Annotated in this window: 28 protein-coding genes, 3 tRNA genes, 1 rRNA gene and 1 pseudogene; 11 read left to right on the top strand and 22 right to left on the bottom strand. The window is 40.1% G+C overall.

Features of this window, described 5'->3' with window-relative positions; all coding sequences use genetic code 11:
* Positions 1–64: 64 nt before the first annotated feature.
* From rsmD to tehB, 4 genes are all read left to right on the top strand, one after another.
* Positions 65–658, top strand: a complete 594-nt coding sequence (gene rsmD / locus C228_RS0110565) for a 16S rRNA (guanine(966)-N(2))-methyltransferase RsmD (protein ID WP_018652587.1) — start codon at positions 65–67, stop codon at positions 656–658.
* A 64-nt stretch (positions 659–722) separates the two neighbouring features.
* Positions 723–1,034 carry an HI1450 family dsDNA-mimic protein gene (locus C228_RS0110560; protein ID WP_005598462.1) on the top strand — a complete coding sequence of 104 codons (312 nt, stop codon included), beginning with the start codon at positions 723–725 and terminating at the stop codon, positions 1,032–1,034.
* 15 nt (positions 1,035–1,049) lie between these two features.
* Complete coding sequence (hpaC, locus tag C228_RS0110555; protein WP_018652586.1) at positions 1,050–1,562, top strand: 4-hydroxyphenylacetate 3-monooxygenase, reductase component; 513 nt, start codon at positions 1,050–1,052, stop codon at positions 1,560–1,562.
* Positions 1,563–1,675: 113 nt separating this feature from the next.
* Positions 1,676–2,548, top strand: coding sequence for an SAM-dependent methyltransferase TehB (tehB, locus tag C228_RS0110550; protein ID WP_018652585.1), 873 nt, complete (start codon positions 1,676–1,678; stop codon positions 2,546–2,548).
* Positions 2,549–2,684: 136 nt separating this feature from the next.
* Here tehB and artM read toward each other — a convergent pair whose 3' ends face one another.
* The 5 genes from artM to C228_RS0110525 form a co-directional block, all read right to left on the bottom strand.
* Positions 2,685–3,368 (bottom strand): arginine ABC transporter permease ArtM, encoded by a 684-nt coding sequence (artM, locus tag C228_RS0110545; RefSeq protein ID WP_018652584.1) that lies wholly within the window; start codon positions 3,366–3,368, stop codon positions 2,685–2,687.
* The gene (artQ, locus tag C228_RS0110540) at positions 3,368–4,039 is read right to left on the bottom strand and encodes an arginine ABC transporter permease ArtQ (protein WP_018652583.1); all 672 of its coding nucleotides are present in this window, start codon (positions 4,037–4,039) and stop codon (positions 3,368–3,370) included. Before artQ ends, artM begins: the two co-directional genes overlap by 1 nt.
* Positions 4,040–4,044: 5 nt before the next feature.
* Positions 4,045–4,764 (bottom strand): transporter substrate-binding domain-containing protein, encoded by a 720-nt coding sequence (locus C228_RS0110535; protein ID WP_018652582.1) that lies wholly within the window; start codon positions 4,762–4,764, stop codon positions 4,045–4,047.
* A 20-nt stretch (positions 4,765–4,784) separates the two neighbouring features.
* The gene (artP, locus tag C228_RS0110530) at positions 4,785–5,519 is read right to left on the bottom strand and encodes an arginine ABC transporter ATP-binding protein ArtP (RefSeq protein ID WP_018652581.1); all 735 of its coding nucleotides are present in this window, start codon (positions 5,517–5,519) and stop codon (positions 4,785–4,787) included.
* Positions 5,520–5,719: 200 nt separating this feature from the next.
* On the bottom strand, positions 5,720–6,217 hold the full coding sequence (locus tag C228_RS0110525; RefSeq protein WP_018652580.1) for a YbhB/YbcL family Raf kinase inhibitor-like protein: 498 nt from the start codon (positions 6,215–6,217) through the stop codon (positions 5,720–5,722).
* A 72-nt stretch (positions 6,218–6,289) separates the two neighbouring features.
* On the opposite strand from C228_RS0110525, the gene C228_RS0110520 reads away from it, so the two are divergent.
* The gene (locus C228_RS0110520; RefSeq protein ID WP_018652579.1) at positions 6,290–7,252 is read left to right on the top strand and encodes a calcium/sodium antiporter; all 963 of its coding nucleotides are present in this window, start codon (positions 6,290–6,292) and stop codon (positions 7,250–7,252) included.
* 67 nt (positions 7,253–7,319) lie between these two features.
* Here the strand turns inward: C228_RS0110520 and C228_RS0110515 are convergent, their stop codons facing one another.
* On the bottom strand, positions 7,320–7,610 hold the full coding sequence (locus tag C228_RS0110515; RefSeq protein WP_018652578.1) for a helix-turn-helix domain-containing protein: 291 nt from the start codon (positions 7,608–7,610) through the stop codon (positions 7,320–7,322).
* Positions 7,591–7,962 carry a type II toxin-antitoxin system RelE/ParE family toxin gene (locus C228_RS0110510; RefSeq protein ID WP_018652577.1) on the bottom strand — a complete coding sequence of 124 codons (372 nt, stop codon included), beginning with the start codon at positions 7,960–7,962 and terminating at the stop codon, positions 7,591–7,593. Before C228_RS0110510 ends, C228_RS0110515 begins: the two co-directional genes overlap by 20 nt.
* 217 nt (positions 7,963–8,179) lie before the next feature.
* Here C228_RS0110510 and C228_RS0110505 point away from each other — a divergent pair, with 217 nt between their 5' ends.
* Positions 8,180–9,928 carry a protein-disulfide reductase DsbD gene (locus C228_RS0110505; protein WP_018652576.1) on the top strand — a complete coding sequence of 583 codons (1,749 nt, stop codon included), beginning with the start codon at positions 8,180–8,182 and terminating at the stop codon, positions 9,926–9,928.
* 58 nt (positions 9,929–9,986) lie between these two features.
* A pseudogene (locus tag C228_RS13655) lies at positions 9,987–10,564 on the top strand (elongation factor P hydroxylase).
* A gap of 43 nt (positions 10,565–10,607) precedes the next feature.
* Here C228_RS13655 and rsmI read toward each other — a convergent pair.
* Positions 10,608–11,462, bottom strand: a complete 855-nt coding sequence (rsmI, locus tag C228_RS0110495; protein WP_018652575.1) for a 16S rRNA (cytidine(1402)-2'-O)-methyltransferase — start codon at positions 11,460–11,462, stop codon at positions 10,608–10,610.
* A gap of 72 nt (positions 11,463–11,534) precedes the next feature.
* Here rsmI and C228_RS0110490 point away from each other — a divergent pair, with 72 nt between their 5' ends.
* From C228_RS0110490 to dolP, 4 genes are read left to right on the top strand one after another with little or no spacing between them, the layout of a single operon-like run.
* Positions 11,535–13,283, top strand: a complete 1,749-nt coding sequence (locus C228_RS0110490; protein ID WP_018652574.1) for a penicillin-binding protein activator — start codon at positions 11,535–11,537, stop codon at positions 13,281–13,283.
* Complete coding sequence (locus C228_RS0110485; RefSeq protein WP_018652573.1) at positions 13,258–13,629, top strand: YraN family protein; 372 nt, start codon at positions 13,258–13,260, stop codon at positions 13,627–13,629. The genes C228_RS0110490 and C228_RS0110485 overlap by 26 nt, the downstream gene beginning before the upstream one ends.
* Positions 13,630–13,637: 8 nt before the next feature.
* Entirely contained in the window at positions 13,638–14,216 is a 579-nt protein-coding gene (locus tag C228_RS0110480; protein ID WP_018652572.1) for a D-sedoheptulose-7-phosphate isomerase, read from the top strand.
* Between the two features lie 19 nt (positions 14,217–14,235).
* Entirely contained in the window at positions 14,236–14,826 is a 591-nt protein-coding gene (dolP, locus tag C228_RS0110475) for a division/outer membrane stress-associated lipid-binding lipoprotein (protein ID WP_018652571.1), read from the top strand.
* Between the two features lie 47 nt (positions 14,827–14,873).
* Here the strand turns inward: dolP and C228_RS14365 are convergent, their stop codons facing one another.
* From C228_RS14365 to rrf, 14 genes are all read right to left on the bottom strand, one after another.
* Positions 14,874–15,014, bottom strand: a complete 141-nt coding sequence (locus C228_RS14365; protein WP_018652570.1) for a hypothetical protein — start codon at positions 15,012–15,014, stop codon at positions 14,874–14,876.
* Positions 15,015–15,120: 106 nt separating this feature from the next.
* On the bottom strand, positions 15,121–16,524 hold the full coding sequence (gene mltF / locus C228_RS0110465) for a membrane-bound lytic murein transglycosylase MltF (RefSeq protein WP_018652569.1): 1,404 nt from the start codon (positions 16,522–16,524) through the stop codon (positions 15,121–15,123).
* A 140-nt stretch (positions 16,525–16,664) separates the two neighbouring features.
* Positions 16,665–17,963, bottom strand: coding sequence for an NAD(P)/FAD-dependent oxidoreductase (locus tag C228_RS0110460; protein ID WP_026313283.1), 1,299 nt, complete (start codon positions 17,961–17,963; stop codon positions 16,665–16,667).
* Positions 17,964–18,058: 95 nt separating this feature from the next.
* A tRNA-Arg gene (locus C228_RS0110455) sits at positions 18,059–18,135 on the bottom strand.
* A gap of 71 nt (positions 18,136–18,206) precedes the next feature.
* Positions 18,207–18,283: transfer RNA gene (locus tag C228_RS0110450), tRNA-Arg, on the bottom strand.
* A gap of 13 nt (positions 18,284–18,296) precedes the next feature.
* A tRNA-Ser gene (locus C228_RS0110445) sits at positions 18,297–18,391 on the bottom strand.
* 249 nt (positions 18,392–18,640) lie between these two features.
* Entirely contained in the window at positions 18,641–20,581 is a 1,941-nt protein-coding gene (locus C228_RS0110440) for a heme lyase CcmF/NrfE family subunit (RefSeq protein WP_018652567.1), read from the bottom strand.
* Positions 20,581–21,126, bottom strand: coding sequence for a cytochrome c maturation protein CcmE (ccmE, locus tag C228_RS0110435; protein ID WP_018652566.1), 546 nt, complete (start codon positions 21,124–21,126; stop codon positions 20,581–20,583). Before ccmE ends, C228_RS0110440 begins: the two co-directional genes overlap by 1 nt.
* A 221-nt stretch (positions 21,127–21,347) precedes the next feature.
* Entirely contained in the window at positions 21,348–21,539 is a 192-nt protein-coding gene (gene ccmD, locus C228_RS0110430; RefSeq protein ID WP_018652565.1) for a heme exporter protein CcmD, read from the bottom strand.
* Positions 21,540–21,561: 22 nt separating this feature from the next.
* On the bottom strand, positions 21,562–22,296 hold the full coding sequence (locus C228_RS0110425) for a heme ABC transporter permease (RefSeq protein WP_018652564.1): 735 nt from the start codon (positions 22,294–22,296) through the stop codon (positions 21,562–21,564).
* A gap of 72 nt (positions 22,297–22,368) precedes the next feature.
* Positions 22,369–23,031, bottom strand: a complete 663-nt coding sequence (gene ccmB / locus C228_RS0110420; RefSeq protein ID WP_018652563.1) for a heme exporter protein CcmB — start codon at positions 23,029–23,031, stop codon at positions 22,369–22,371.
* A 9-nt stretch (positions 23,032–23,040) separates the two neighbouring features.
* Positions 23,041–23,676, bottom strand: coding sequence for a cytochrome c biogenesis heme-transporting ATPase CcmA (gene ccmA / locus C228_RS0110415; protein WP_018652562.1), 636 nt, complete (start codon positions 23,674–23,676; stop codon positions 23,041–23,043).
* A gap of 138 nt (positions 23,677–23,814) precedes the next feature.
* A complete protein-coding gene (hda, locus tag C228_RS0110410) occupies positions 23,815–24,525 on the bottom strand; it encodes a DnaA regulatory inactivator Hda (RefSeq protein WP_018652561.1) in 711 nt (236 codons plus the stop codon).
* Between the two features lie 259 nt (positions 24,526–24,784).
* Positions 24,785–24,900, bottom strand: a 5S ribosomal RNA gene (rrf, locus tag C228_RS0110405).
* Positions 24,901–25,005 lie beyond the last annotated feature (105 nt).

Here is a 25,005-nt window from a genome sequence, read left to right as displayed (position 1 = left end):
TTCCTTTAAAATGGACTAAACTTGTGTAGTTTATCAAATAATCCTTATTTTTCCTTTAGTTAGTATGAAAAAAAATCGTAATTCCACTTTACAAAATAAGCCGACCGGAGAAGTGCGTGTCATTGCCGGGCTTTGGCGAGGGCGAAAGTTACCGGTGTTAAATGCGGAAGGTTTACGCCCGACCACCGACCGAGTAAAAGAAACCCTGTTTAATTGGCTAATGAATGACGTAACAGGCGGTCGTTGTTTAGATTGTTTTGCGGGTAGTGGTTCACTTGGTATCGAAGCACTCTCTCGCCAAGCACAAGCGGTTGTTTTTCTTGAAAAATTTGCAAATGCGGCAAATCTGCTGAAAAACAATTTAACCTCACTTAAAACTACAAACGGCACCGTAATTAATACCGATACTCTGCAATATTTAGCTCAAAAGAATTCGCAGCAAGGATTTGAAGTGGTATTTGTCGATCCGCCTTTTAATCACGGCTTTGTGCCGAAAGTGTTAAAGCTCTTAGCCGATAACCAGTGGCTTGCCGAAAATGCGCTGATTTATGTGGAAACGGAAAAGAACCATCCGCCGCTTGAATTACCGAGCAATTGGCAAATTATTAAAGAAAAAACCGCCGGACAAGTAATAAGTCGCTTGATCCAATGTCTATAAATTTGACTTTTTTAACCTTTATTGGCAAATTAGGTCGCTATTTTTTACATAAAAGAAACAAATTATGAACAAATTAACTCCAGATGAAGCGATTGATCTCGCTTATGATATTTTCCTTGAAATGGCGGGTGAGAATTTAGATCCCGCGGATATTTTATTATTCAATTTACAATTTGAAGAGCGTGGCGCCGTTGAAATGGTCGAAACCTCAGAAAATTGGGATCAAGAAATAGGCACATTAATCGATCCTGACGCATTTGCCGAAGTATGGGTTGGCTTAGTAAACGATAAAGATGAAATGGACGATGTATTCGCGCGTTTCTTGATTTCTCACGATGCGGATAATCGAGAATATCACGTTATCTGGAAAGAATAATTTAAAAGGAGATTTATGTCTTGTATTCCAAAACCTCAAGAGGTACCTGAATTTTCACAACAATTCCGCAATGCGATGGCGCATTTATCTGCTGCGGTAAGCATTGTTACTACCAATGGCGCCGCCGGCAAAATCGGGATCACTGTATCATCAGTTTGCTCGGTTACCGATACGCCACCGACTTTGCTCTTCTGTATTAATCAAAACAGCTCCGTACACGATATCATCAAGCAAAACGGTAAAGTGTGCATTAACGTATTAAGTCATGAACAAGAAGAAATGGCGAAGCATTTTGCTTGTATGCTGAATAGCAGCATGGAAGAGCGTTTCACTTGGGATATTTGGGATGAAGGGATTGACGGACAACCGGTGTTACGCGGTTCAATCTCGTCTTTACAAGGTGACATTGTTGATACCCATTCGGTTGGCACACATACTATTTTTATGGTTGAACTGAAACATATTGATGTCACCCCCAATATCGGTTTAGTCTATTTCGGTCGCCAATTTAAAGGCTTAGAGATCTAATAAATTTTAGGTATTTTTGATATAACCGACTATTTTAGTCGGTTTTTTTATTGCCTAGAGAAATCAGAGGAGTAAAATTCAGCATTATCTTATTTTGTTAGAGAGGAGCAATCATGCAAAACTTAATTTGCTACAAACAGATGCCGGTTTGGACCAAAGACAGCCTGCCACAAATGTTTCAAGAAAAACACAACACTAAACAAGGGACTTGGGCAAAATTGACCATTCTTAAAGGCGAATTAAAATTTTATGAATTGACTGAACAAGGTGAAGAAGTTAATAGCCTGATTTTTACCCCTGAAAATCAGCCCCCGTTGGTTGAACCGCAACTTTGGCATAAAGTTGAAGCGCTTTCCGATGATTTGGAATGTCAGTTAGCATTCTATTGCGAAGCAAAAGATTACTATGCGAAAAAATATAACCTGACCACCACACACTCCGAAGTGTTAAATGCGGTTAATTATGTGAAAGCCGGTAAAGTGTTGGATTTAGGTTGCGGACGCGGGCGCAATTCACTCTATCTGAATTTACTAGGGTTTGATGTGACCGCGGTGGATCATAATGCTGAGAGTATCGAATTCTTAAACTATATGATTGAGAAAGAGAACTTATCAAATATTGCAACCGGTATTTATGATATCAATCAAGCCACTATCGGCAGTCAAGACGGTGAATATGATCTGATTGTGTCTACGGTTGTGATGATGTTCTTAAATCGTGAACGCATTCCAGCAATTATTGAAAATATGCAGAAAAACACCAAAGTCGGCGGTTATAATTTGATTGTGTGTGCGATGAGTACCGAAGAATATCCGTGTCCGATGCCGTTCTCATTTACCTTTGGCGAGGGAGAATTGGCAAACTATTACCAAGGCTGGGAATTAGTGAAGTACAACGAAGATTTAGGTGAATTGCATAAAACCGATGCGAACGGCAACCGCATTAAAATGCGCTTCGCAACCATATTAGCGAAGAAAGTCGCCTAATTACCCTTAATTAGCGAGCTTTCCCAGAAAAACAAGCGGTCTGATTTATCGGGAAATTTGCAAATTTCTCCCAAAATCAGACCGCTTGTCCGTATATAAAAAAGTACTCATCAGAGACGAGTACCATAGAAGAAATTTACGCTTTATCCATTGCCGGACGTTCAAATGCCAGCACTTTCGCTTCAACTCTGCGTAACAGAATCGTCATAATACCGGTAATTACTAAGTAAATCGCTCCGGCAATACCGTAAATAGTAATCGCATCGTATTCCGTACCGTATAGCTGGCGAGCATAGCCCATAATATCCAACAGCGTAATAGTCGAAGCTAACGATGTACCTTTAAAAACTAAGATAATCTCATTGCTATACGACGGTAACGCACGGCGTAATGCGTATGGAATTAAGATTTTCAAAGTATCTAAACGGCTTAAACCAAGTGCCGTACAAGTTTCCCATTGTCCTTTCGGAATTGCTTTTACCGCCCCGTGGAATAATTGGGTTGAATATGCCGTACTATTCAATGCCAACGCTAACGCTGCACAGAACCACGCATCCGATAAAAACTGCCAAGCAAAGCTATCGACAATCCATTGGAATTGTCCTGGTCCGTGATAAATCAAAAAGAACTGGACTAATAACGGCGTACCGGTAAATAACATTAAATAACCGTTTACCATTACTTTAATCAGCTTGTTTTCCATTGATAGCAAGAAAGTAAAAACCACTGCCAACACAAAAGCAATCAGCAACGATACGGCGGTTAAACTCAGACTGGTCGGAATCCCTTGCGCAATGACGGCTAAATAATCTTGAAACATTATTTCCCCCCTCTTTCAAAGCGTGTGAAACGTTTTTCAAGTCTGGCAATAATCACTTGGCTGATTAAGGTAATCGCTAAATAAATTAATGCCGCCAAACCGTACCATGTAAAAGGCTGATGCTCATTGGTATTAATTAAATCCGTTTGGCGCATTAAATCGTCCACTCCGATTAAGGAAATCAACGCTGTATCTTTTAACAATACTAACCATTGATTGCTTAAGCCCGGTAACGCGTGACGCCAAACCTGCGGCATAATAATTCTTAAAAATGTATGCGCACGACTTAGCCCTAATGCCGCACCACTTTCCCATTGCCCGTTTGGTACGGCTTGAATCGCCCCACGCAATGATTGCGAAGCATAGGCAGCAAAAATTAATGAGAGTGCCAATACCCCGCAGCTAAATGCACTAAATTCAACATATTCACCGGTAATTTTCTCAAGCAATTCAGTAGAGCCAAAGAAAATCAGTAAAACCACTAAAATCTCAGGTAAACCACGTAATAAGGCTAAAAAAACAGAAGTCGGTTTACTAATACAAGGCTGTTTACTGGCCTCAAGCACCACAAACAACATTGAAAGTAATAAGCCGACTACCAGAGAGGCGAGTGCCACCCCTAAGGTCATTAGGGTTGCACTATAAATAAGCGGAAGATATTCTGAAAACATAAAAATTATTTAATCATCCATTTATCGTAAATTTTTTGGTATTCGCCGTTCGCTTTAATTGTCGCTAAACCTTTGTTTAACTCTGCAACTAATTCGCTATTTGATTTATTAACCGCAATACCTAATCCGTTACCGAAATATTTTTGATTGGTTACTTTTTCGCCCACAAATGAAAGTTCTGCTTCTTTTGATAGCATATCCGCTAATACTGCAGTATCACCGAAGATAATATCAATACGACCATTTTTTAAATCCAAAATCGCATCTTGTAACGAGTTATAAGATTTTGGCGCATATTGTTTTGCTTCTGCAACAACATATTGTTGGAACGTTGTGCCGTTTTGTACACCAACATTTTTAGCCGTATTTAAATCCGCTTTACCTTTCACCGCAATAAAACTTGCTGAACTGTCATAATAAGCATCTGTAAAAGTAACTTGTTTGGCACGTGCTTCAGTAATATCAATCGCCGAGATTGCCGCATCAATACGTTTTTGTTTTACCGCTTGAATCAAACCATCGAAAGATTGGCTTTTGAATGAGCAATTCGCTTGGATTTCTTTACAGATTGCATTGGCAATATCTACATCAAAACCAATGATTTCGCCTTTTTCATTGGTCGATTCAAACGGCGGATAGCTAGGTTCCATGGCAAAGGTTAAATCTTTTGCTTGTACTGAAAATGCGCTAAATGCGATGGCTGATGCTAATAATAATTTTTTCATAATGTGTCCTTGCATATAATTTATTCTGAGTGAGAAAGATAATTTTTAAATTCAGCAGTTTTCGGATGTTCAAAGCAGTCCGATCCGCCTTGCTCAATAATTTTGCCTTTTTCCATATACACCACTTTGGTTGCCACTTTACGAGCTACACCAACCTCGTGGGTAACGATAACTTGGGTAATACCAGTTTCTTGCAGCTCTTTAATAATATCAACCACTTGTGCGGTAATTTCCGGGTCAAGTGCGGCAGTCGGCTCGTCAAATAATAACACCTGTGGCTGCATCATTAATGCACGGGCAATTGCTACACGTTGTTGCTGCCCACCGGATAGCTGTAACGGAAAACGATCAGCAAACTCGCCTAAACGTAAACGTTCTAAATGCGACTTAGCGCGTTGAATCGCTTCTTCTTTAGCTAAACCGAATACCTTCATCGGCGCTTCGATCAGGTTTTGCATCACACTTAAATGTGGCCATAAATGGTATTGCTGAAACACCATACCGACTTCACGGCGTAATAATGCAATTTCTTTGGCATCGGCTTTTGCAGAAAGATTAAATTTATGTTGGGCAATTTCAAGCATACCCGATTGTGGGATTTCCATTAAGTTTAGCGTACGAATCAGGGTACTTTTACCCGCACCGCTAGGGCCCAACAGCACCACTGTATCGCCTTTTTCAATATCTAAATTAATATCGAATAATGCTTGGCTTGAACCGTAAAAAAAGTTGACGTTGTGAATGCGAATTGCCATTCGTTTAAAATCCTGTACATTTCAAATAACTGAATGAATACTAATTTTTATTGCATAATTATGCAAGATATTTTTATTATGATTTTGTAAAATTTTTATAAAAAACGACCGCTTGCCAGTAAATATAACAAGCGGTCATTTTTCTCAAAAGTTTTACCATGCCGTCTGTCTAATACTCACATCAGCAATTAGCTTAACGCTTAAACGTCGTAAGTTCCCATAACACTTGCGCTGGCTAAAATATGCCCTTGCATTGCAAAATGCAGATCATTAAAACGGAAACCGGAAGTTAAATTCAATTTAGTATCCAACGCATAAACAATAAGTTCATAACGGTGTTTGCAATTCGGTGGTGCCATACCGCCATAATTTGAAGCCTCTTCAATCGAGAAGTTACCTAATTTACTTGCCCACGAATTTGCACCTTGTACAAAATCGGTGGCGGTTAGACTTTCGTTTTCGGCAATTTTGGTACGCTCTAAATCGGCAATTAACCAATGAATCCAGACAAAACCGCTTGCGGTAATAGCATCTTTATCTTCCAAGACGACAGCAAAAGATTTCGTGTCTTGCGGCGCATCGCTAATTTCAAACGGAATGGAATAACTTGGCATTCCATTCGGACTAAATTGGCTGCCACGTTTGCCGTATTGGTCTTCAAATACCCCATTTTTAATCGCTGAACTAATCACTTTCATCGCAGGTCCCTTATAGTCAATAGTTAAAATTCAACCTATACTATACGCCCATTTTTACTCGTAGGAAACATAATGTTATACGCTTCTCTTGCCATTGTAATCGGCTTAATTTTACTCGTTTGGAGTGCAGATAAATTTGTAGAAGGCGCAGCTTCATCCGCTCGTCATTTTGGTATGTCGCCACTGTTAATCGGTATTGTGATTGTCGGTTTTGGTACGTCCGCACCGGAGATGATTGTTTCGGCGTCTTCAGCACTCAAAGGCGCATCGGGTATTGCGCTTGGTAATGCTTACGGCTCTAATATTACTAATATCGCCCTTATCTTAGGGGTTACCGCATTAATTAAGCCCATTATGGTGGCTTCAGAAGTGATTAAGCTTGAATTACCTGTCCTGATTTTAGTAACGGTAATCTCCGCTTATATGTTGTTTGATGCACAAGTCACCCAGTTAGAAGCGGTGATTTTATTAGTGATTTTTACGCTATATATGAGCTGGACAATTTGGGTTGGCTTACGCAATAAAGATGATGCGTTAGCACAAACCGAATCGCTGCAAACGGAACAGCTACCGCTAAAAAAAGCTCTATTTTGGGTTGTGATTGGTTTGGCATTTTTAATGGCAAGTTCACAGCTTCTCGTATGGGGTGCGGTTGAAGTAGCGAAATACTTTGGAGTAAGTGATTTGGTGATTGGTTTAACCATCGTAGCAGTTGGTACGTCATTACCGGAGCTAGCATCTTCAATCATCGCTGCTCGTAAGGGTGAATCGGATTTAGCGGTAGGAAATATCGTTGGTTCAAACCTATTTAATTCACTTGCGGTTGTCGGTATTGCCGGTGCAATTGAACCGATGCAAGTAGAAGCGGCAGTGTTCTCTCGTGATATGTTAGTAATGTTTGCCTTAACCTTATTACTGTTCTTCTTCGCTTACAGCTTTAAGAAAAAACAAGCTAAGATTACACGTCTAGAAGGCGGTATTTTCCTATTATGTTATATCGGTTACACCCTTTACTTACTGAAAACCGCACTATAATCATATCTAAATAGAACAAGCGGCCGGATTTGCAAAATTTTTTACAAATTCGACCGCTTGTTTGCCTTTATTTAGAATGAGTTTCGTCTAAAGAAACAATTTGTAATGTTTTCCCCAAAGGCACCAGTAACTTCAGTAACGTACCAAGAGAAGGATTGGAACTTCCCTTTTCAACTCGGGCTATCATAGATTGTTTAACACCACTTAATTTTTCTAATTTACGCTGTGAAATGCCTAGTGCTTGTCGAGTTTCAATGATTTCAAGAATTAATTTAACACGAAAATGGTTTTCTTCCATTTCTAACTCGTTAAATACTTCTCGTTCAAATGATGTCCAACTAGAACCAATAGGGCTCATCTTTTATCCTCTCCTGTAGATCTGCCAAACGACTTTTTGCTCGCTCCAGCTCACGCTTAGGAAGCCGACTACTGCTTTTGGCGAAATGATGCAACAATACAAACTGACCTCGCACAATACCGGCGAAGAGTAAACAATCGCTAATTGGACGTAACTGCCAAATACGATCTTCTAAATGTTTAATATAGCTTTCGCCTGCTCGAGTGCCGTGCAAATGTAAAATTGTCAAATGATGACTAATTTTGTGCAAACGCTCTCGATTTTCGTCTTGTTGTTCATTAATAAATTCCTGCAGGAATTCCTTGACGGGTTCTCGCCCACGTCGGTCTCGATAAAAGACTATTTCATACATCGTTTTTTCTCCTCTGAATTAAAACGCGTAAATTTATTATGGCTTTATCGAACAACTTTCTCAATATTTAAGGTAATTTTTTGTCAATCTTTACCATTATCAATTAAAGACTATATTTTGGTAAGAAATCACAACTTTTCCCGACTTTACCTATTTGCATTACAATATCGCACCTTTTAGGTAAAATATCGCACCTTTATTATTTGTATTAACTCGTATGTTGAAACATTTCATTCTCTTATTTGTTAGCTTGGCGCTAACACTTCCCGTACAAGCCGGCTTGTTTGGCAATAATCAGCCAAAATATTTAAGCGGCGCAGAGGCTTTTACTTTCTCGGCGACACCGAAATCCGATAATCAAATTGAGCTGAATTGGCAAATTGCGGACGGCTATTATCTATATAAAAAAGAAATACAAGTCACGCCGCAAAACGCCGAAATCCAACCATTAGCTTTCCCTACTGCGGAAAATTATCATGATGAATTTTTTGGTGATGTGGAAATTTTCCGTGATCAGCTTACGCTGCCGGTAACATTCTCTGCAGCACAAGCGAACGCTAGTCTTTCGGTTCGTTACCAAGGTTGTACCAAAGGCTTTTGCTATCCGCCTGAAACGGTCACCATTGCATTAGGCAAACAACAAGCGGTCGATTCCGCACAAAATTTTGCAAAAAATAGTGAAAATTCAACCGCTTCTCAGCCGTTAGCGAATGCACCGAAAGCAGAACAGGATCAGCTTGCCGAGAACTTAGCGAACAATCGCTTATCGATTTTTTGGTTCTTTGTGCTGGGTATCGGTTTAGCCTTTACCCCATGCGTATTACCAATGTTGCCGTTATTATCTGCGATTGTGATTGGTAATAAGCAACGCCCTAATACGTTCAAAGCTTTATTACTCAGCTTTGCTTATGTACAAGGTATGGCACTCACTTATACGCTATTAGGTTTAGTGGTGGCAGCAATCGGCTTACCGTTCCAAGTAGCGTTACAAAGCCCGCCGGTGCTGATTTCGCTTGCGATTTTATTCACTATTTTAGCCGCTTCAATGTTCGGCTTATTTGAAATCCGTTTACCGAATTCATGGCAACAAAAACTGAATGCGATGAGCCAAAAACAGCAAGGCGGTGCATTTGGTAGCGTTTTTGTAATGGGTACGATTGCCGGTTTAGTCGCTTCACCTTGTACTTCGGCACCGTTATCCGGTGCGTTGCTGTATGTGGCACAAAGTGGAGACTTGCTCACCGGCGGATTAGCACTCTATTTATTAGCCTTAGGGATGGGGATTCCGTTAATTCTGATTACCTTATTTGGGAATCGTATCCTACCGAAATCGGGCGATTGGTTATTAAAAGTCAAAACCGCATTCGGTTTTGTGATGTTAGCATTACCGGTCTTTTTACTTAGCCGTATTTTACCGAGCCATTACGAGTCATTTATCTGGTCGATACTGGCGATGGTATTTGTCGGTTGGTTAATTAGCGTGATTCCAACTCAAGGCTTACTCAAACAAGCGGTCAGAACTCTACTATTTTTTGCATTTGCCTTGTCCGCTTACCCTTGGGCAAATTTAGTCTGGAATCAAGGTAACGCTCATTCGGTGCAAGTAAGCAATCACTTAGCGTTTGAACGCGTGCAATCACTTGCAGAATTACAAGCAAAATTGACCGCTTCACAAGGCAAAAAAGTGATGTTGGATCTATATGCCGATTGGTGTGTGGCGTGTAAGGAGTTTGAGAAATACACCTTTACTGATCAAGCCGTACAGCAAAAATTGGCGGAAATGGTGGTGCTGCAGGTGGATATGACCAATAACTCGGCACAAAACGATGAGTTAATGAAACACTTTAATGTATTAGGTTTACCAACCATTTTATTCTTTGATGAGAACGGTAATGAGCTGACACAATCAAGAGTTACCGGCTTCTTAGAAGCAAATCAATTTTTAAGTTGGCTAAATCAGTTATAATCTTATGGCATAAGTTGATCGCTTGTGCCATTTTTTTATTAATCACAATAAGTTTGCTATGAACCAAGACAATCATAAAATTGAAGACATTATTCGTATTTTCGATGAATGTTTCGCCGAAGAATACAATACCCGCTTAGAAAAGGGCGAAGACTACCCGATTTACTTACCCGCATTTTTAGATGAAGACGGCGTGAAATCCGAGCGTCCATATAACGTGATTTTATTTGCGCACGGCTATTACAGCAGTGCATTACATGAGATTGCCCATTGGCTTGTGGCAGGAACCGAACGCCGCAAATTAGAAGATTTCGGTTATTGGTACGAACCGGACGGACGCTCAGCGGAACGTCAGCGTGAATTTGAATCGGTGGAAGTGAAACCGCAAGCGATTGAATGGGTGTTGGCAACCGCTGCCGGCTTCCGTTATTTTGCCAGTGCAGATAATCTTTCCGGTAATCCGGGCGATAATTCCGCATTTACGCATTTAAACAAGCGGTTTTTAACCAAGTCAAAATTTACGCCGAACGAGGTTATCTACCGAAACGTGCCGAAACGCTACGCAAAGCGTTAGCCAAATTCTACGGCACAGAGGATAAAATTGATTTAGTAAATTTTGATTTGGCGAGAATCTAACAAACAAGCGGTTAAATTTTTAGGAAATTTAACCGCTTGTATTTTAGTTATCGGAAAGATGTTCTAAACCGTATTGATAAAGCGCATTCTTTTTATAGCCGAAAGTCTCCGCCACAATTGCCGCCGCTTTTTTCAGCGGTAATTCTTGGCAAAGTAAACCGAGTAATTTAACCGCTTGGGTGGAAAATTCTTCATCTACCTGTTCCGGTTTTCCTTCCACGACTAACACAATCTCACCTTTAATGCGGTTGCTATCTTCATTTAACCACTCAATTAAATTGGTTAACGTATCGCCATAAATGGTTTCCCACGTTTTGGTAATTTCACGTGCTATCACCACATAACGATCAGCGCCCAATATTTTCTGCATATCCTTAAGTGTATCCCAAATACGGTGAGTTGATTCATAAAAAATCAGTGTACGTGCTTCATCAGCCACTTCTGCTAATTTATCGCAACGTGATTTTGTCTTAGCCGGTAAGAACCCTTCAAAACAAAAGCGGTCTGAGGCAATACCGGATGCGCAAAGTGCGGTAATCGCCGCACAAGCGCCGGGTAACGGCACGACTTTGACTTCGGCTTGGCGGCAATGGCGCACCAAGTGAAAGCCCGGATCACTAATTAATGGCGTACCAGCATCGGAAATCAGGGCAATATTCAGCCCTTGTTGTAATTTTTCGACTAATACGGCAGCTTTCTGTTGTTCATTATGATCATGTAAGGCAAAAAATGGTTTTTTGATACCGTAATGGCTAAGTAATAAACCGCTATGACGGGTATCTTCCGCAGCAATTAAATCGACTTGGGCAAAAGTATCCAATGCTCGCTGAGTTATATCTCCAAGGTTACCGATTGGCGTTGCGACAATATACAAAGTGCCGTTTTGTTCGTTTTTCATTTGCTTTTCACTCGTTTGATAAGTAAGATTTCAACATTATTCTGCCTATTATAGTTTATTAGGAGCAATACAATGGCGACTATTTTAAAACAGAAACTAAAAACTGTCTTTGTCCCAACGGCAATGGCACTTTTTCTTTCTGCTTGTACCGGTACAAGTTTTTTTGAAAACCCGTTAACGAAAACGGTAAAAAATGAAGCGTACGCAACTTCTGAGTTTTATATCAATAAAGCGGAGCAAGCGACGGATAAAGAAGATAAAATCACTTATCGCTTACTCGCCATTCGTAAATTGATTGATGAAAATAAAGCGTTCGAAGCACAGAATATGTTTGATGAATTAAATGCTTCGCTTGCTGAAATTCAAAAAAATGAAATTCAAAAAGTCGAATATAACTTAGTTGCAGCACAGCTTTCCGCTTTACAAACCAACAATGCTCAGGCAGCAGCGCAACTTAAACTTGTGCCAATGGCATTACTAAGCAAATCACAATTATTACGTTATCACCAAACTCAAGCGCGTATTGCCGAAAATAAAAAAGATGTTATCGAAGCGGTACGTGCCCGTTCTTTAATGAGCGCACAATTCTCTGAAAATCGTTTACGCCAAGAAAATAATGACCAAATTTGGGCATTATTACGTAATGCCAATAAAGGTGTGCTATCAGTCGCAAGCGCAGGCCCGGGTGAAACGGAATTTGCAGGTTGGCTAGCACTTATTACGGTATATAACCAGAATGTTTCAACACCGGCACAAATGCCACAAGGTATCAATAACTGGAAGCAACTGTATCCTAATCACAGTGCGGTTTCTTTTATGCCGGCTGAACTACAAAATGTATCAAACTTCCAACAAACTCAATTAAATGGTGTGGCGTTACTTTTACCATTAAGCGGTAATGCTAAAATTTTGGGTGATATCATTAAAAAAGGTTTTAATGACGCCAAAGGTAGCGACTCAATTGCAGTACAAACCTACGATACTGACAGCAGTTCTGTTGAAAGTATTTTAGCGCAAGCAAAGCAACAAGGCGCGCAAACGATTATCGGACCGTTACTTAAATCTCGTGTTGATGAAATGCTCATTAGCCCTGAAATTAAAGGTGTTAACGTGTTAGCGCTAAACTCAACCCCAAATGTTAAAGCGATTCCGAGCGTATGTTACTACGGTTTATCACCGGAAGCTGAGGCAAGGGCTGGAGCAGATCGTTTATATCGTGACGGTTACTCTCGTGCGATTGTTGCAGCACCGCAAGACGATTTCGGACAACGTTCTGCGGATGCATTCGCCCAACGCTGGAGACAATTAACCAATACAGATGCAGATGTTCGTTATTATAACATCCCGCAAGATTCTATTATGGCTATTCAAAACTCAGGAAATATTCAAGGCGCTGCATTATACGCATTAGGTACAGCTGAACAATTACTTGAATTAAAACAGGGTGTAGATAACTCTGCACTCGCTGGACAACTTGCAATTTATACTTCCTCACGTAGTAACTCACCAAATAACGGTATTGAGTTCCGTACTTCAATGGAAGGCGTAAAATTCAGCGAAATTCCATTATTATCCGACACAGATTCGGATGAGTACAAAAAAGCAGATAGCCTAGCGGCAAGCGATTTCTCAATGATGCGCTTATATGCAATGGGTTCTGATGCTTGGGCACTTGCAAATAAATTTAATGAGTTCCGCCAAATTCCGGGTTACAGCGTGTCCGGTTTAACCGGAAACTTAACTGCAGGCCCTAACTGTAATATCGAACGTGAAATGACTTGGTTGCAATATCGTAATGGTGCTGTTCAAAGCGCTAACTAAGCGTTCTCAAGGTGCTTGTTTTGAAGATAAAGCCCGTGCCTTTTTAGAAGAGCAAGGGCTTAAATTCATTGCGGCTAATCAGACTTTTAAATGTGGTGAGCTGGATCTTATTATGCAACAAGATGAAACCTTGGTTTTTGTAGAAGTTCGTCAACGCAAAAGTAAGCGCTTCGGCTCTGCAGTCGAAAGTATTGATTATCGAAAACAACAAAAATGGTTGGATGCCGCAAATATGTGGCTGTTTACGCAACGTAAACAGAGCTTAGACACTGCAAATTGTCGTTTTGATGTTGTTGCCTTTGAAGGAAATGATCCGCCTCTTTGGATCCCCAATTTTTTAGGATAGTTCTTTTCATGCTAGAAAAAATACAAGATCGTTTTACCGAAAGCATCCAGATCCAAATTGCTGCGGCGGAATTACTGCCTAAAACGCTTAGCGAGGCCGCTAATCGCATTGTTGCCTGTTTATTGAGAGGTAATAAAATTATCGTATGCGGACATGGGCGTTCATATGCGAACGCACAGCTTTTAGTCAGCCACTTATTACATAAATACGATCTTGCTCGACCAAGCTTTGCAGCTCAATTATTGCAATTTGACGGTATATTGGCTGGAGTAATTGCACAAGATAACGACCTTGCGCAAATCTACCGTAAACAGTTACAAGCAATTGCAAAAGAGGGAGATTTATTTATTAGTTTTTCGCCTCTAGGTGACGAAGAAGCGGTCTTAAACGCGCTACATTCTGCAAAAAATGAAGGTTTAGAAGTTTTAGCATTTACCAGTAGTCGTAATGACCATACGCAAGGTTTACTTGATGATCACGACCTTGAAATTTCAATGCCTTCCAGTAATGAATTACGAATCATTGAAGGCCACCAATTCTGTGTAAACTTACTCTGTGAATTAGTTGACCAGTTACTCTTTTCTTAACATTTAGAAGGATATTGTTATGCTTACTTTAGCCAAACGAATCAGTTTAGCGAGTTTATTCGCTGTAAGCCTCTTATCATTACAGGGTTGTATTGCAACAACTGTTGTGGCCTCAGCCGCTATTGCAACTAAAGTCGCAACTGATCCTCGCTCTACCGGTACGCAAGTAGATGATGAGATCTTGGAAGAACGTGTTGCTTACAACATCAATAAAGATGAACAACTGAAACAAGAAGCTCGCATTAATGTGGTCGCTTACAATGGTAAAGTATTGCTAGTTGGTCAAGCACCTAGTTTTGATGCAGTTGAAAATGCTAAGAATCTTGCCGCCGGCGCAGAAGGTGTTACTGAGATATATAATGAAATTCGTACCGGTTCAAAAATTGGTGTTGGTCAAATCTCTATTGATAGCTGGATTACTACCGCAGTGAAATCAAAATTACTGATTAATTCGGAAGTAAAATCAACAGAAGTAAAAGTTATTACTGAAAACGGAGAAGTATTCTTAGTTGGAAAACTTTCACCTAATCAAGCAGATGCCGCTGCTGAAGCAGCACGCACAGTAAGTGGTGTGAATAAGGTCATCAAAGTGATTAGCTATGCACAATAGAACGTAAAAAACCGTCCTTAAAGGACGGTTTTTTACGATTTAAATTATTAAACTTCATTCTGCAACATCATAAAAGCCAAACTATGACGAGCTGCAATCCGACGCTTTCTCTTTAGAATTTGCAAAATTCGACGAGATTTATCGTTACGCGCCAAGGTCTTTCTGCTTTTCAGTTTACGTTTTCTCATAAAACTATTCCTTAATGACTTCGTTGGATTGTTCAGGTTAAGTAAGCATTTTATCCGTAAAAGACGCTATTAGAGAAGCTTCCAATAACTGACTTTCTTGAGCTTGTTACTTCGAAAGCTGTAACGCCTGTACTTTCTGCTCCTCAACACGTTGGTGATTCATTATACTACTATGATAACGGCGAATATTTTCAACATACTGAAAGGCCTCAAAACCTCTTGCATATCCATATTTTAAGCCACTATAGTGGCGTTTCTCCGCTAAAAGCGGTAGATTTTTCTTCACATCCAACCAATTATCTGGATCTCCACCCAGTTGTTTGGTCAAGCGTCTAACATCAAGAAGATGTCCAAGCCCCATATTATAAGCAGCTAAACCAAACCAAATTCTGTCTTCCTTGGCTACTGTTTCTGGAATTTGCCCCATTAACAGATGCAAATATTCCGAACCGGCGCGAATACTTTGTTCCGCATTCGTTCGATCGGTAATTTTCATTCTATCAGCCGTATCTCGCGTCAACATCATCATACCACGCACACCGGTCGGTGAGGTTGCATTCGGATCCCAATGCGATTCTTGATAAGCAATGGCAGCTAACATTTGCCATTCCAAATCACCTTGATACTTTTCGAATAACGGTTGATATTTAGGTAATACCGATTTAATTGCATTTAAATAACTTTGCGTATCAACATAATCAAAGCGGGATAAATGATTAAAATATTTTTCCTCAATACGTGAAATCAAGCCCGTTTCATTTGCATTATCCATAAAATCCAGCACTGCCGCCTGTAATTCACTATATGAACTGCTTGGTAAATACCAAAGCACTGGCATTTCATCCGTTAAATCAAATCCAACCGCAATATTCGGGCTAATATGTTGAGCGGCAGAAATATCGACAGAAACGGCAACGGTATAAGGGATTTTCCCTTCCGCCACTTGCAATAACAATTCTTCTTGAGTGAATTGATCAGTCGTATGCCAACGTAGCTTAGGATACTCTTCTTTTAGCTTCTGTAAAATAGGCAACACTGCAGAACCAGACGGCACTACTAACTCATCTTGCAGATCCGCTAATTTATACGGTCTTGTCTTACCTTTTTTATATGCTACTTGCCATGAAGCCGAATAATAGGCCGCACCAATTTGAAATTGTTCACCTAGCTCAGGCTGATACAATAAACCGGCAGCGGCAATATCAATTTTATTCTCTTTTAATGCCTTAAAAAGCTGTTCACTGTGTTCAAATGATTTAACTTCTAAGCCTACACCTAAGTACTCAGAAAACGATTTTGCCAATTCATACTCAATGCCAGCTGTACCATCCGCTCCGACAAAATAAGAAAGCGGATGATTGATCATTCCTACTTTTAATACTTGTCGCTGCTGAATTTGCCCATAACGATTCTCTTCCGCTTGCATGAGTTGCTGCCAAGGGTAAACCATATCCCATGCCCATAACAACAATGCCATACCAACAAATAATCGTGCTAGTAATCCTTTCAATATGAAATCCTCACTATTTCCCTTTAGTTCGCAAGTCTAGCTGAATTTTGTACATTGCGAAATAATCCGCCTTCAGATTTATGCAGCGTAAAAATTTAAAAAGACATAAGCTAACACTTACATCCTTGATTTTATTAGTATTATTTATATTTATCTAAAAAACGATAATAAGGAATACCAACCTTCAATGCCATTCTTTTTACCCATTTACCGCCATAAAGGCTAGGTACGTTTAAACTCTCAAAAAGCGCTAATCGTTCGTCATTGCCTAAAATTGCCTCTTGGATAATACGTCCGGCTAATCCGGTTAAGGCAACGCCGTGCCCTGAAAAACCTTGAGCAAAATAGATATTCGGTTTGATCCGCCCAAAATGTGGAGTCGAGTTCAGCGTCATATCTATCGGCCCGCCCCAACCATAATCAATTTTGGCATCTTCTAACTGTGGAAACACAGTTAACATTTCCGAACGCATTTTTGCCACCATATCCACATTGGTACTAGAATCCGATCCAAACAACAAACGGTTATCCGCCGATAGACGGTAATAATCCAACAATAAATTATTGTCGCAAACTGACATCCCATTGTTGATAAGGCTATCCGCCATTGCTTGAGACAGAGGCTCCGTAGCAATAATAAAGCTTTCGACCGGTAGAATTTTTTTCTCAATCCCAAACGTCAGCTTTTTAGAAAGCGCATCAATATAAGCATTGGTTGCTAAAACCACTGATTCACACGAAATAGTAAAATTTTCCGTAAAAACGACCGCTTTACTTTCACTTATACTGTGAATTTCGGTCGCCGGTGAATGTTCATAAATGACCACTCCGGCATTAACACAAGCTTGCGCAAGCCCTAAACAATAATTTAACGGATGCAAATGCCCAGAATTGCTATCAAATAAAGCGCCGACATAAATATCACTACCTAAATGCTGTTTCAGTTTTACTTTATCCCAAAGTTGCATCTGCTGATAGCCAAAGGTCTCTCGGCTTGCTTGTTCCATCGCAATCAAATCATCCATGCGGCGATGATTGAGCGCAAGCGTCGCATATCCCTTTTTCCAATCACATTGGATATGATGTTTCTTTACACGCTCATCAATGATATCGATCGCTTCCAATGACATTTGCCATAATTTCTGCGCTTTCTCTAAACCGACCTGTTCAATATATTCATCAATCCCGTCTTCGAAACCATTAATCGCTTGGCCACCGGAACGGCCAGACGCACCAAAGCCAACTCTTGCACCTTCTAAGATAATAACTTTTTTACCTTTTTCCGCTAACTCAAGTGCTGTGGATAAGCCGAGAAAACCGGCACCAATAATACAAACATCAGCATCTTGATTCGCGCTAATAGAAGGAAATTGAAGCAATAAGTTACGAGAATCGTAATAGTAAGATTTAAAATGTTCTTGATAAGCAAATTTAAGCATAAAATCATCAATAAAATGCATCTAATCCGTAAAGGATAAATTTTAAAATTATTGGAAAATTTGCTGAATTACGAAAAAGATTTGAATATTTGAAATGGCGCACCCGAGAGGATTCGAACCTCTGACCGCTCGGTTCGTAGCCGAGTACTCTATCCAGCTGAGCTACGGGTGCATTGTATTTTGAATGGCGAATTATTTAGTTTTATCATCGACCATTTTCATTTGAATAGAGTAAAATGAAAATGGCGCACCCGAGAGGATTCGAACCTCTGACCGCTCGGTTCGTAGCCGAGTACTCTATCCAGCTGAGCTACGGGTGCGTGATAAAGTAAATGGCGGTGAGAGAGGGATTCGAACCCTCGATAGAGCTTTTGAACCCTATACTCCCTTAGCAGGGGAGCGCCTTCAGCCTGCTCGGCCATCTCACCACTCACTGTATCTGTGGCGCACATATTACTAGAATTTAGAAATATGTCAAACCCTTTTTCTTAAAAATTCGAAAAAATTAGACGTTTGCCTAGATTACAAACAAAAAGAGTGATTTTCAGCAATTTTATGAATAATTCTCAACCTTTTCATAGAGTTATAAAACGAGCGGTCGAATTTTTCGAAAATTTGCAAAAAAATCCGAAAATTTGACCGCTTACCTAAGTGTGTAACGAAACACTTAATCAAATTTAAGCATGAATACGAACGCGATAGCGTTTATCCATCATACACAATAGACCGCCTAATGCCATAAATAATCCGCCAATCCAGATCCAGCGAATAAACGGTTTGTAATATAAACGAACGCCCCATGAGCCGTCTTCAAGCTTTTCACCTAAAGCAGCATAAAGATCTCGGCTAAAACCCCAATCAATCGCCGCTTCGGTCATACCCATTTTACTCACGTTATAAAAACGCTTTTCTGCATTTAAGGTTGCCTCATATTCGCCGTTTTTAGTAATTGCAATTTCTGCTGTGCCACCTTGGTAGTTCGCTCCGTCAGTAATCTTGATTCCTTTAAATTCAAAATTGTAATCCAGAATTTGTACTTGATCGCCCACGTTCATACGAACATCTTTCTCAATACTGAAATTTTGACTAAATGCAATACCAAACACTGTCATCGCTACCCCAACGTGCGCTAATACCATTCCCCAATGCGAACGAGATAATTTAAAAATGCCGCTAAAGAAGGTATGGCGATGTGTCGCGCGTTGATGTAATTCATATAAGCTCAAAATAATGATAATTGCCGCCATCATTACCCCTAACACCGAAGTCGCGGTAATACGATCAGCAAACAAGTATGGTAACGCAAAACCAAGCACCGTCATTAACACTAATGAGATAAGTACCGGCGTACGAATCGCCGAAATTTGATCTCTACGCCATTTCACTAATGGGCCGATACCCAAAATAAAGGCAAACGGTACCATCAATATGACAAACATTTGATCAAAAAACGGCGCACCAATAGAGATTGAGCCTAAACCGATCTGCTTATGAATTAGCGGTAAAATCGTACCTAAAAATACCACGGATAAAAATGCCATTAATAAAATATTATTAATTAAAAACATTGACTCACGTGAATATCTTTCATAATTATCTAAGCTTTTAATTTTTGAACCTTGGAAAGCATAAAGTAATAATGAGCCGCCAATAACCAGCACTAAATAAGCTAAGATATATAAACCACGCGTTGGATCCGAAGCAAACGCATGCACCGAAACCAATATGCCTGAACGCACCAAAAACGTACCTAGCAAGCAAAGCGAAAATGCTAATATCGCAAGTAACACTGTCCAAGCTTTAAATGTACTACGCTTTTCCGTTACCGCTAAAGAGTGAATCAACGCTGTTCCGGCAATCCAAGGCATTAAAGAGGCATTCTCAACCGGATCCCAGAACCACCAGCCGCCCCAACCCAATTCATAATAAGCCCACCAAGAGCCTAACACGATACCTAGCGTTAAAAATACCCAAGCAGCCATGGTCCAAGGACGAGACCAGCGTGCCCAAGCGGTATCCAATCTGCCGGTCATTAGAGAAGCAATTGCAAACGCAAATGCCACCGAGAACCCGACATATCCCATATATAATAACGGCGGATGGAAAATTAAGCCGACATCTTGCAACATCGGATTTAATTCTCGACCATCAGCGGGGAAATTAGGGAAAGTACGCGCAAACGGATTCGAACTAAAAATAATAAATAATAAGAAGCCGATACTAATCAAGCCCATAATACTCAATACACGTGCCACCGCTTCTTCCGGCATCTGACGACTAAAGGCTGCTACAGCAACCGCCCAAAGTGATAATAGCCAAATCCAAAGCAATAGAGAGCCCTCATGAGAGCCCCATACCGCCGATAAACGGTATTGTAGCGGTAAGGTTGAATTCGAGTTATTCACCACATACTGCACACTAAAATCATTTACGGCAAATAAATAGAAAAGTGAACCGAATGAAATCGTCAACGCAAGAAACATTCCCCATGTCATCGGGCGAGCTAACGACATTAAGGTGATATTACCTTTCTGTGCACCGATAAGCGGTAAGATTGCCAAGAAAATTGACAATCCTAGCGCAAGTGCTAAGCCATAATTGCCTAATTCCGCAATCATTATTTAGACTCCCCTTGCAAAGTCTTCAGGGTCTCTTCTATTTCCGCTCTATCACGCTCTGATTCACCTTTTAAATCAGATTCTGAAACACCCATCTTATTGTGTTTTTGTTTTAATTTGTCACCTAACTCCGGCGGCATATAATTCTCATCATGCTTCGCCAATACTTCCGTTGCTCTTAAACGAGTCGGCTCAATTAATACGCCTTGTGCCACAATGCCTTGCCCTTCACGGAATAAATCCGGCAAAATACCTTCGTATTCAATCGTAATCGAAGGTCCAACATCATTCACATCAAATTCAACTTTTAAGGTTTTCTCATCACGTTTTACTGTGTCTTCCACAACCATTCCGCCAACACGAATACGTTGACCCACTTCCGGTTTTTGGTTCGGATCATCATTCTTACCATTTACAATTTCCGATGGCGTATAAAATAAATCGATATTCTGACTTAGCGCATAAAGCGTCAGACCGGTGGCAACCGCCACACCGAATAAGATTGAAACCACCACTTTCAATCGCGATTTACGTCTTGGATTCATAGTAATCACCTTTCAAAATGTGCTGATTGCACAAAAAAATTTAAATAAAAACGCTGTGTAGAATAGCAAAAAATCATTTAAGATTCCGCTATTACTTTAATCTCTAGATAGAATCTTTGCTTTTTCTCAAACCCTATACCTCAAAATAAGTAAGCGGTCATTTTTTCTAACTAACTTGCAAAAAGTTATATAAAAATGACCGCTTAATTCCATAGCTATAACTACTTCTTATTGAGTTGTGCTTCTCGTGCTAACTCTTTTTTGACTTGTTGCATAATTTGCTTTTCTTCTCGACGAGAAAACCAAATTAAGCCACCCATCGCAATAATAGAAACCGCATAAGAAAGCCAAACATAGAAACCGTAATTTCCCATTGAAAGGAAATCACTTAATGATCCAAATTGAAATTGCATCTTTTTCTCCTAATTTAACCGCTTATTCTGTTACAAGGGCTTTTACCCAAGGACGCTTACGCTCATCATTTAAGAGCACGATACGATAACGCCAAATACTAAACCAAGCAGTAAAAATTAAGCTGCCGAAAATTGCCAATAATAACGGAATCAACATTTCTACAGCCATAGACGGCTTATCTAATTTCGTAATGGTCGCGCCTTGATGTAAGGTGTTCCACCACTCCACTGAAAAGTGAATAATCGGAAGATTAATCACACCAACTACCGCTAACACACCGGCTGCTTTCGCACCGGTTTGCTTATCTTGGAAAGCGGAATAAAGTGCCATTACCCCAATATATAGGAAGAATAAAACTAAAGCAGACGTCAAGCGAGCGTCCCAAACCCACCAAGTTCCCCACATCGGTTTACCCCAAATAGCACCGGTTGCAAGCGAAATAAAGGCAAACACTAACCCGATTGGCGCCATTGAAATCATCGCAAGGCTTGCTTGACGAATCTGCCACACTAATGCCACCAATGCGGCAACCGCCATTGAACCGTATACTCCCATCGACCAAATTGCTGCCGGCACATGGATAAAGATAATGCGATAACTATCGCCTTGCTGATAATCCTTAGGTGCGAAGCCAAGCCCCCATACAAAGGCTACCGCCAACATCATAAAACTTAACCAACCTAACACCGGCTGAATTTTCCCAAGCAATCGATATTGTGTTTCCGATTTAGCGTAGGGGTGAAGCCATTTCCACATAACATCTCCAAATTACAAAAAATAATAAAAATTTAACCGCTTATTGACCTATGCGATCTTCAAAAGTGTTCGCTATTGAATACTTATTCTTAACGCCCCAGCAATTGCAAAAGGTGAGAAAGTTAAGGTTAGAGCTAAAATAGCACCTATTATCGCAAGCTGACCGCTATATCCCATATTCAAGGTTGCGGATTCTAATACTGCAGCGGCAAAAATCAATACCGGTAAAAATAGTGGCAAAATAAGTAAACTTAATAATGTCCCGCCTTTGCGTAAACCGACCGTAAGCGCAACACCTATCGCACCTAAACAGCTAAGAATCGGAGTTCCCAGTAATAAAGTAAGAACGAGCGCCCACCAAACCTGTGTTTCTAACGATAGCAGAATCGCTGCAACCGGTGACAATAAAATCAGGGGCAATCCGGTTAATAACCAGTGTGCAATCACTTTTGCTAACGCAACTTGTGGCAAACCAATCGGCAAAAGCATAAGCTGTTCCAAAGAGCCGTCCAAATAGTCATCCCGAAATAAACGTTCAAACGACAATAACGCCGATAATAATGCGGCAACCCATGCCACTCCCGGTGCAATTTTGCCTAATAATTCAGGATTTGGCCCCATTAATAATGGGAAAAGGGTAATAACAATCAGAAAGAACCATAAGGGATTTAAAATCTCCGCCGGCTTGCGAAAAGCAATTGTCAGTTCTCGCTGAATAATATTAAATAAAATCATATTAATTCTTTATATTTTAAATTTATCTAATAAAATAATGTTGACCTTACTACTTTCTGCTGTCTGATGGCTAGTGAATATTACTATCCCACCGTCCTCACAATGGCGTTCAATGTGAGAGCTCAAATCAGCTACACCTTTTTTATCAATTGCGGTAAAAGGTTCATCTAAGATCCAAAGTTTCTGCTTAGTCAGCCACAATTTTGCTAAGGCAACACGACGTTGTTGGCCTGCTGAGAGGTGTGAACAAGGTAAATCTTCTCGCCCAACTAACCCCACTTTATCCAAAGCATTCCAAAGTGCATCATTACTTAACGGCAACTTTTGCATTTTTTGGAAAAAGCGTAGATTTTCCCACGGACTGAGTTCCGGTTTCACTCCGGCATGATGCCCCAAATAAAATAATTCTGTGTAATATTCTTCACGGCATTTCTGAATAGGCTCATGATTCCAAAGGACATCACCTTCGGCAGGTGTCGATAGCCCGGCAAGAATTCGCAATAAGCTTGTTTTACCAATACCGTTATGTCCTTCAATTTGTAGCCAATCTCCACTTTTCACAGAAAACTGACAGCCTTCAAAAAGACGGTTTTCTCCCCGCTCACAAGCTAAATTAATCACTGAAAGTTGATGCATATAAGACATAATAATTTATTGGTAGTAAAGTTAGCGAAGTTTAACATAAGCCTAGATTTTAGCGTAGCAAAGCCATTACCTCTTTAGAGGTAACAAACGGTCAAATTCGATAATTTTTTTGCAAATATTGATAGGAATCAAATCGTATCAGAGCCCTAAAATTTCTTTTACAAAAGGCACTGTTAATTTCCGCTGCGCCTGTAAAGAGGCCCTATCGAGACGATCTAATTCAGTAGAAAGCGTTTGTAAATCTCTATCCAAACGTTTTAGTAAGAAATTAGCAACTTCATCGGACAGCTCCATTCCTTTTTGGTATGCATTGCGTTGCAAAATAATCCGCTTTTGCTCATCATTTAAATCATTTAACTGATACACCTCTCCCCAAGTAAGGCGAGAACGAAGGTCCGGTAAATTAATCTTTAACTGATGAGGAGGGCAATCCGCGCTTATCAGCAACAAAGTCTTATGACCACAGCCAAATAAACCTTGCTGCTCACGGATCTGATTAAAGAGATTAAAAATAGCGAGTTCCCAAGCTCCATCACCGGCAACTACTTGGAGATCATCCAAACAGATAACATCTAATTGTTCTGCATTATCCAAAACCATTGGAGAAAAGTATTGCGATTTTTCTAAAGGAATATAACTAGATGTTTGCTGATTCAGTAAATAATGATTACTTACCGCTTTTAGGAGATGACTCTTACCACTACTTTTCCCGCCCCAAATATAAAAAAATGGCTGCTGCACATCAACAAAATTTTGACGCAAAGAATCCAACAGCACAAGGCTGTTTACTGCATAAAAATTATCGAAAGTCTCATCATCAACTTGATGAATAGGTAATGGTAATTGCAAAGAAATATTTAAATCCTATAGATATAATCAATAGTAGAAGAATAACGGAAAAGAATAATTTTGAGAAGTAGTCAAACCAGAAAATACTCTCCTTCACATTAAAAGAAAACAAAAGCGTTAGCTCACTTTTACTTCGCTTGTAGACACTTTGATTTTTGGATTTTCAGCCTTTCGAATGAACTATACCCTTTAGCCTTCAAATCCTCAATAAAACAAAAACCCTGTGATTATCACTAACCACAGGGTTCCCTTTAATTCAATCTGGCGATGCCCTACTCTCACATGGGGAAACCCCACACTACCATCGGCGTTACAGCATTTTACTTCTGAGTTCGGGATGGATTCAGGTAGAACTACTGCACTCTGGTCGCCAGAATATTCTGTCGATGTTTTGTCTTTTTTTATGTTTTCTTTAAAATTTAATCTTCAACAAGCTGTCACTGATTCGTTTAGTCTTTCGCTCTGTTTCTTCAAAAACAT

This window comes from Actinobacillus capsulatus DSM 19761 (assembly GCF_000374285.1).
Taxonomy (GTDB): Bacteria; Pseudomonadota; Gammaproteobacteria; order Enterobacterales; family Pasteurellaceae; genus Actinobacillus; species Actinobacillus capsulatus.
This window is presented reverse-complemented; position numbering and strand designations above follow the sequence as displayed.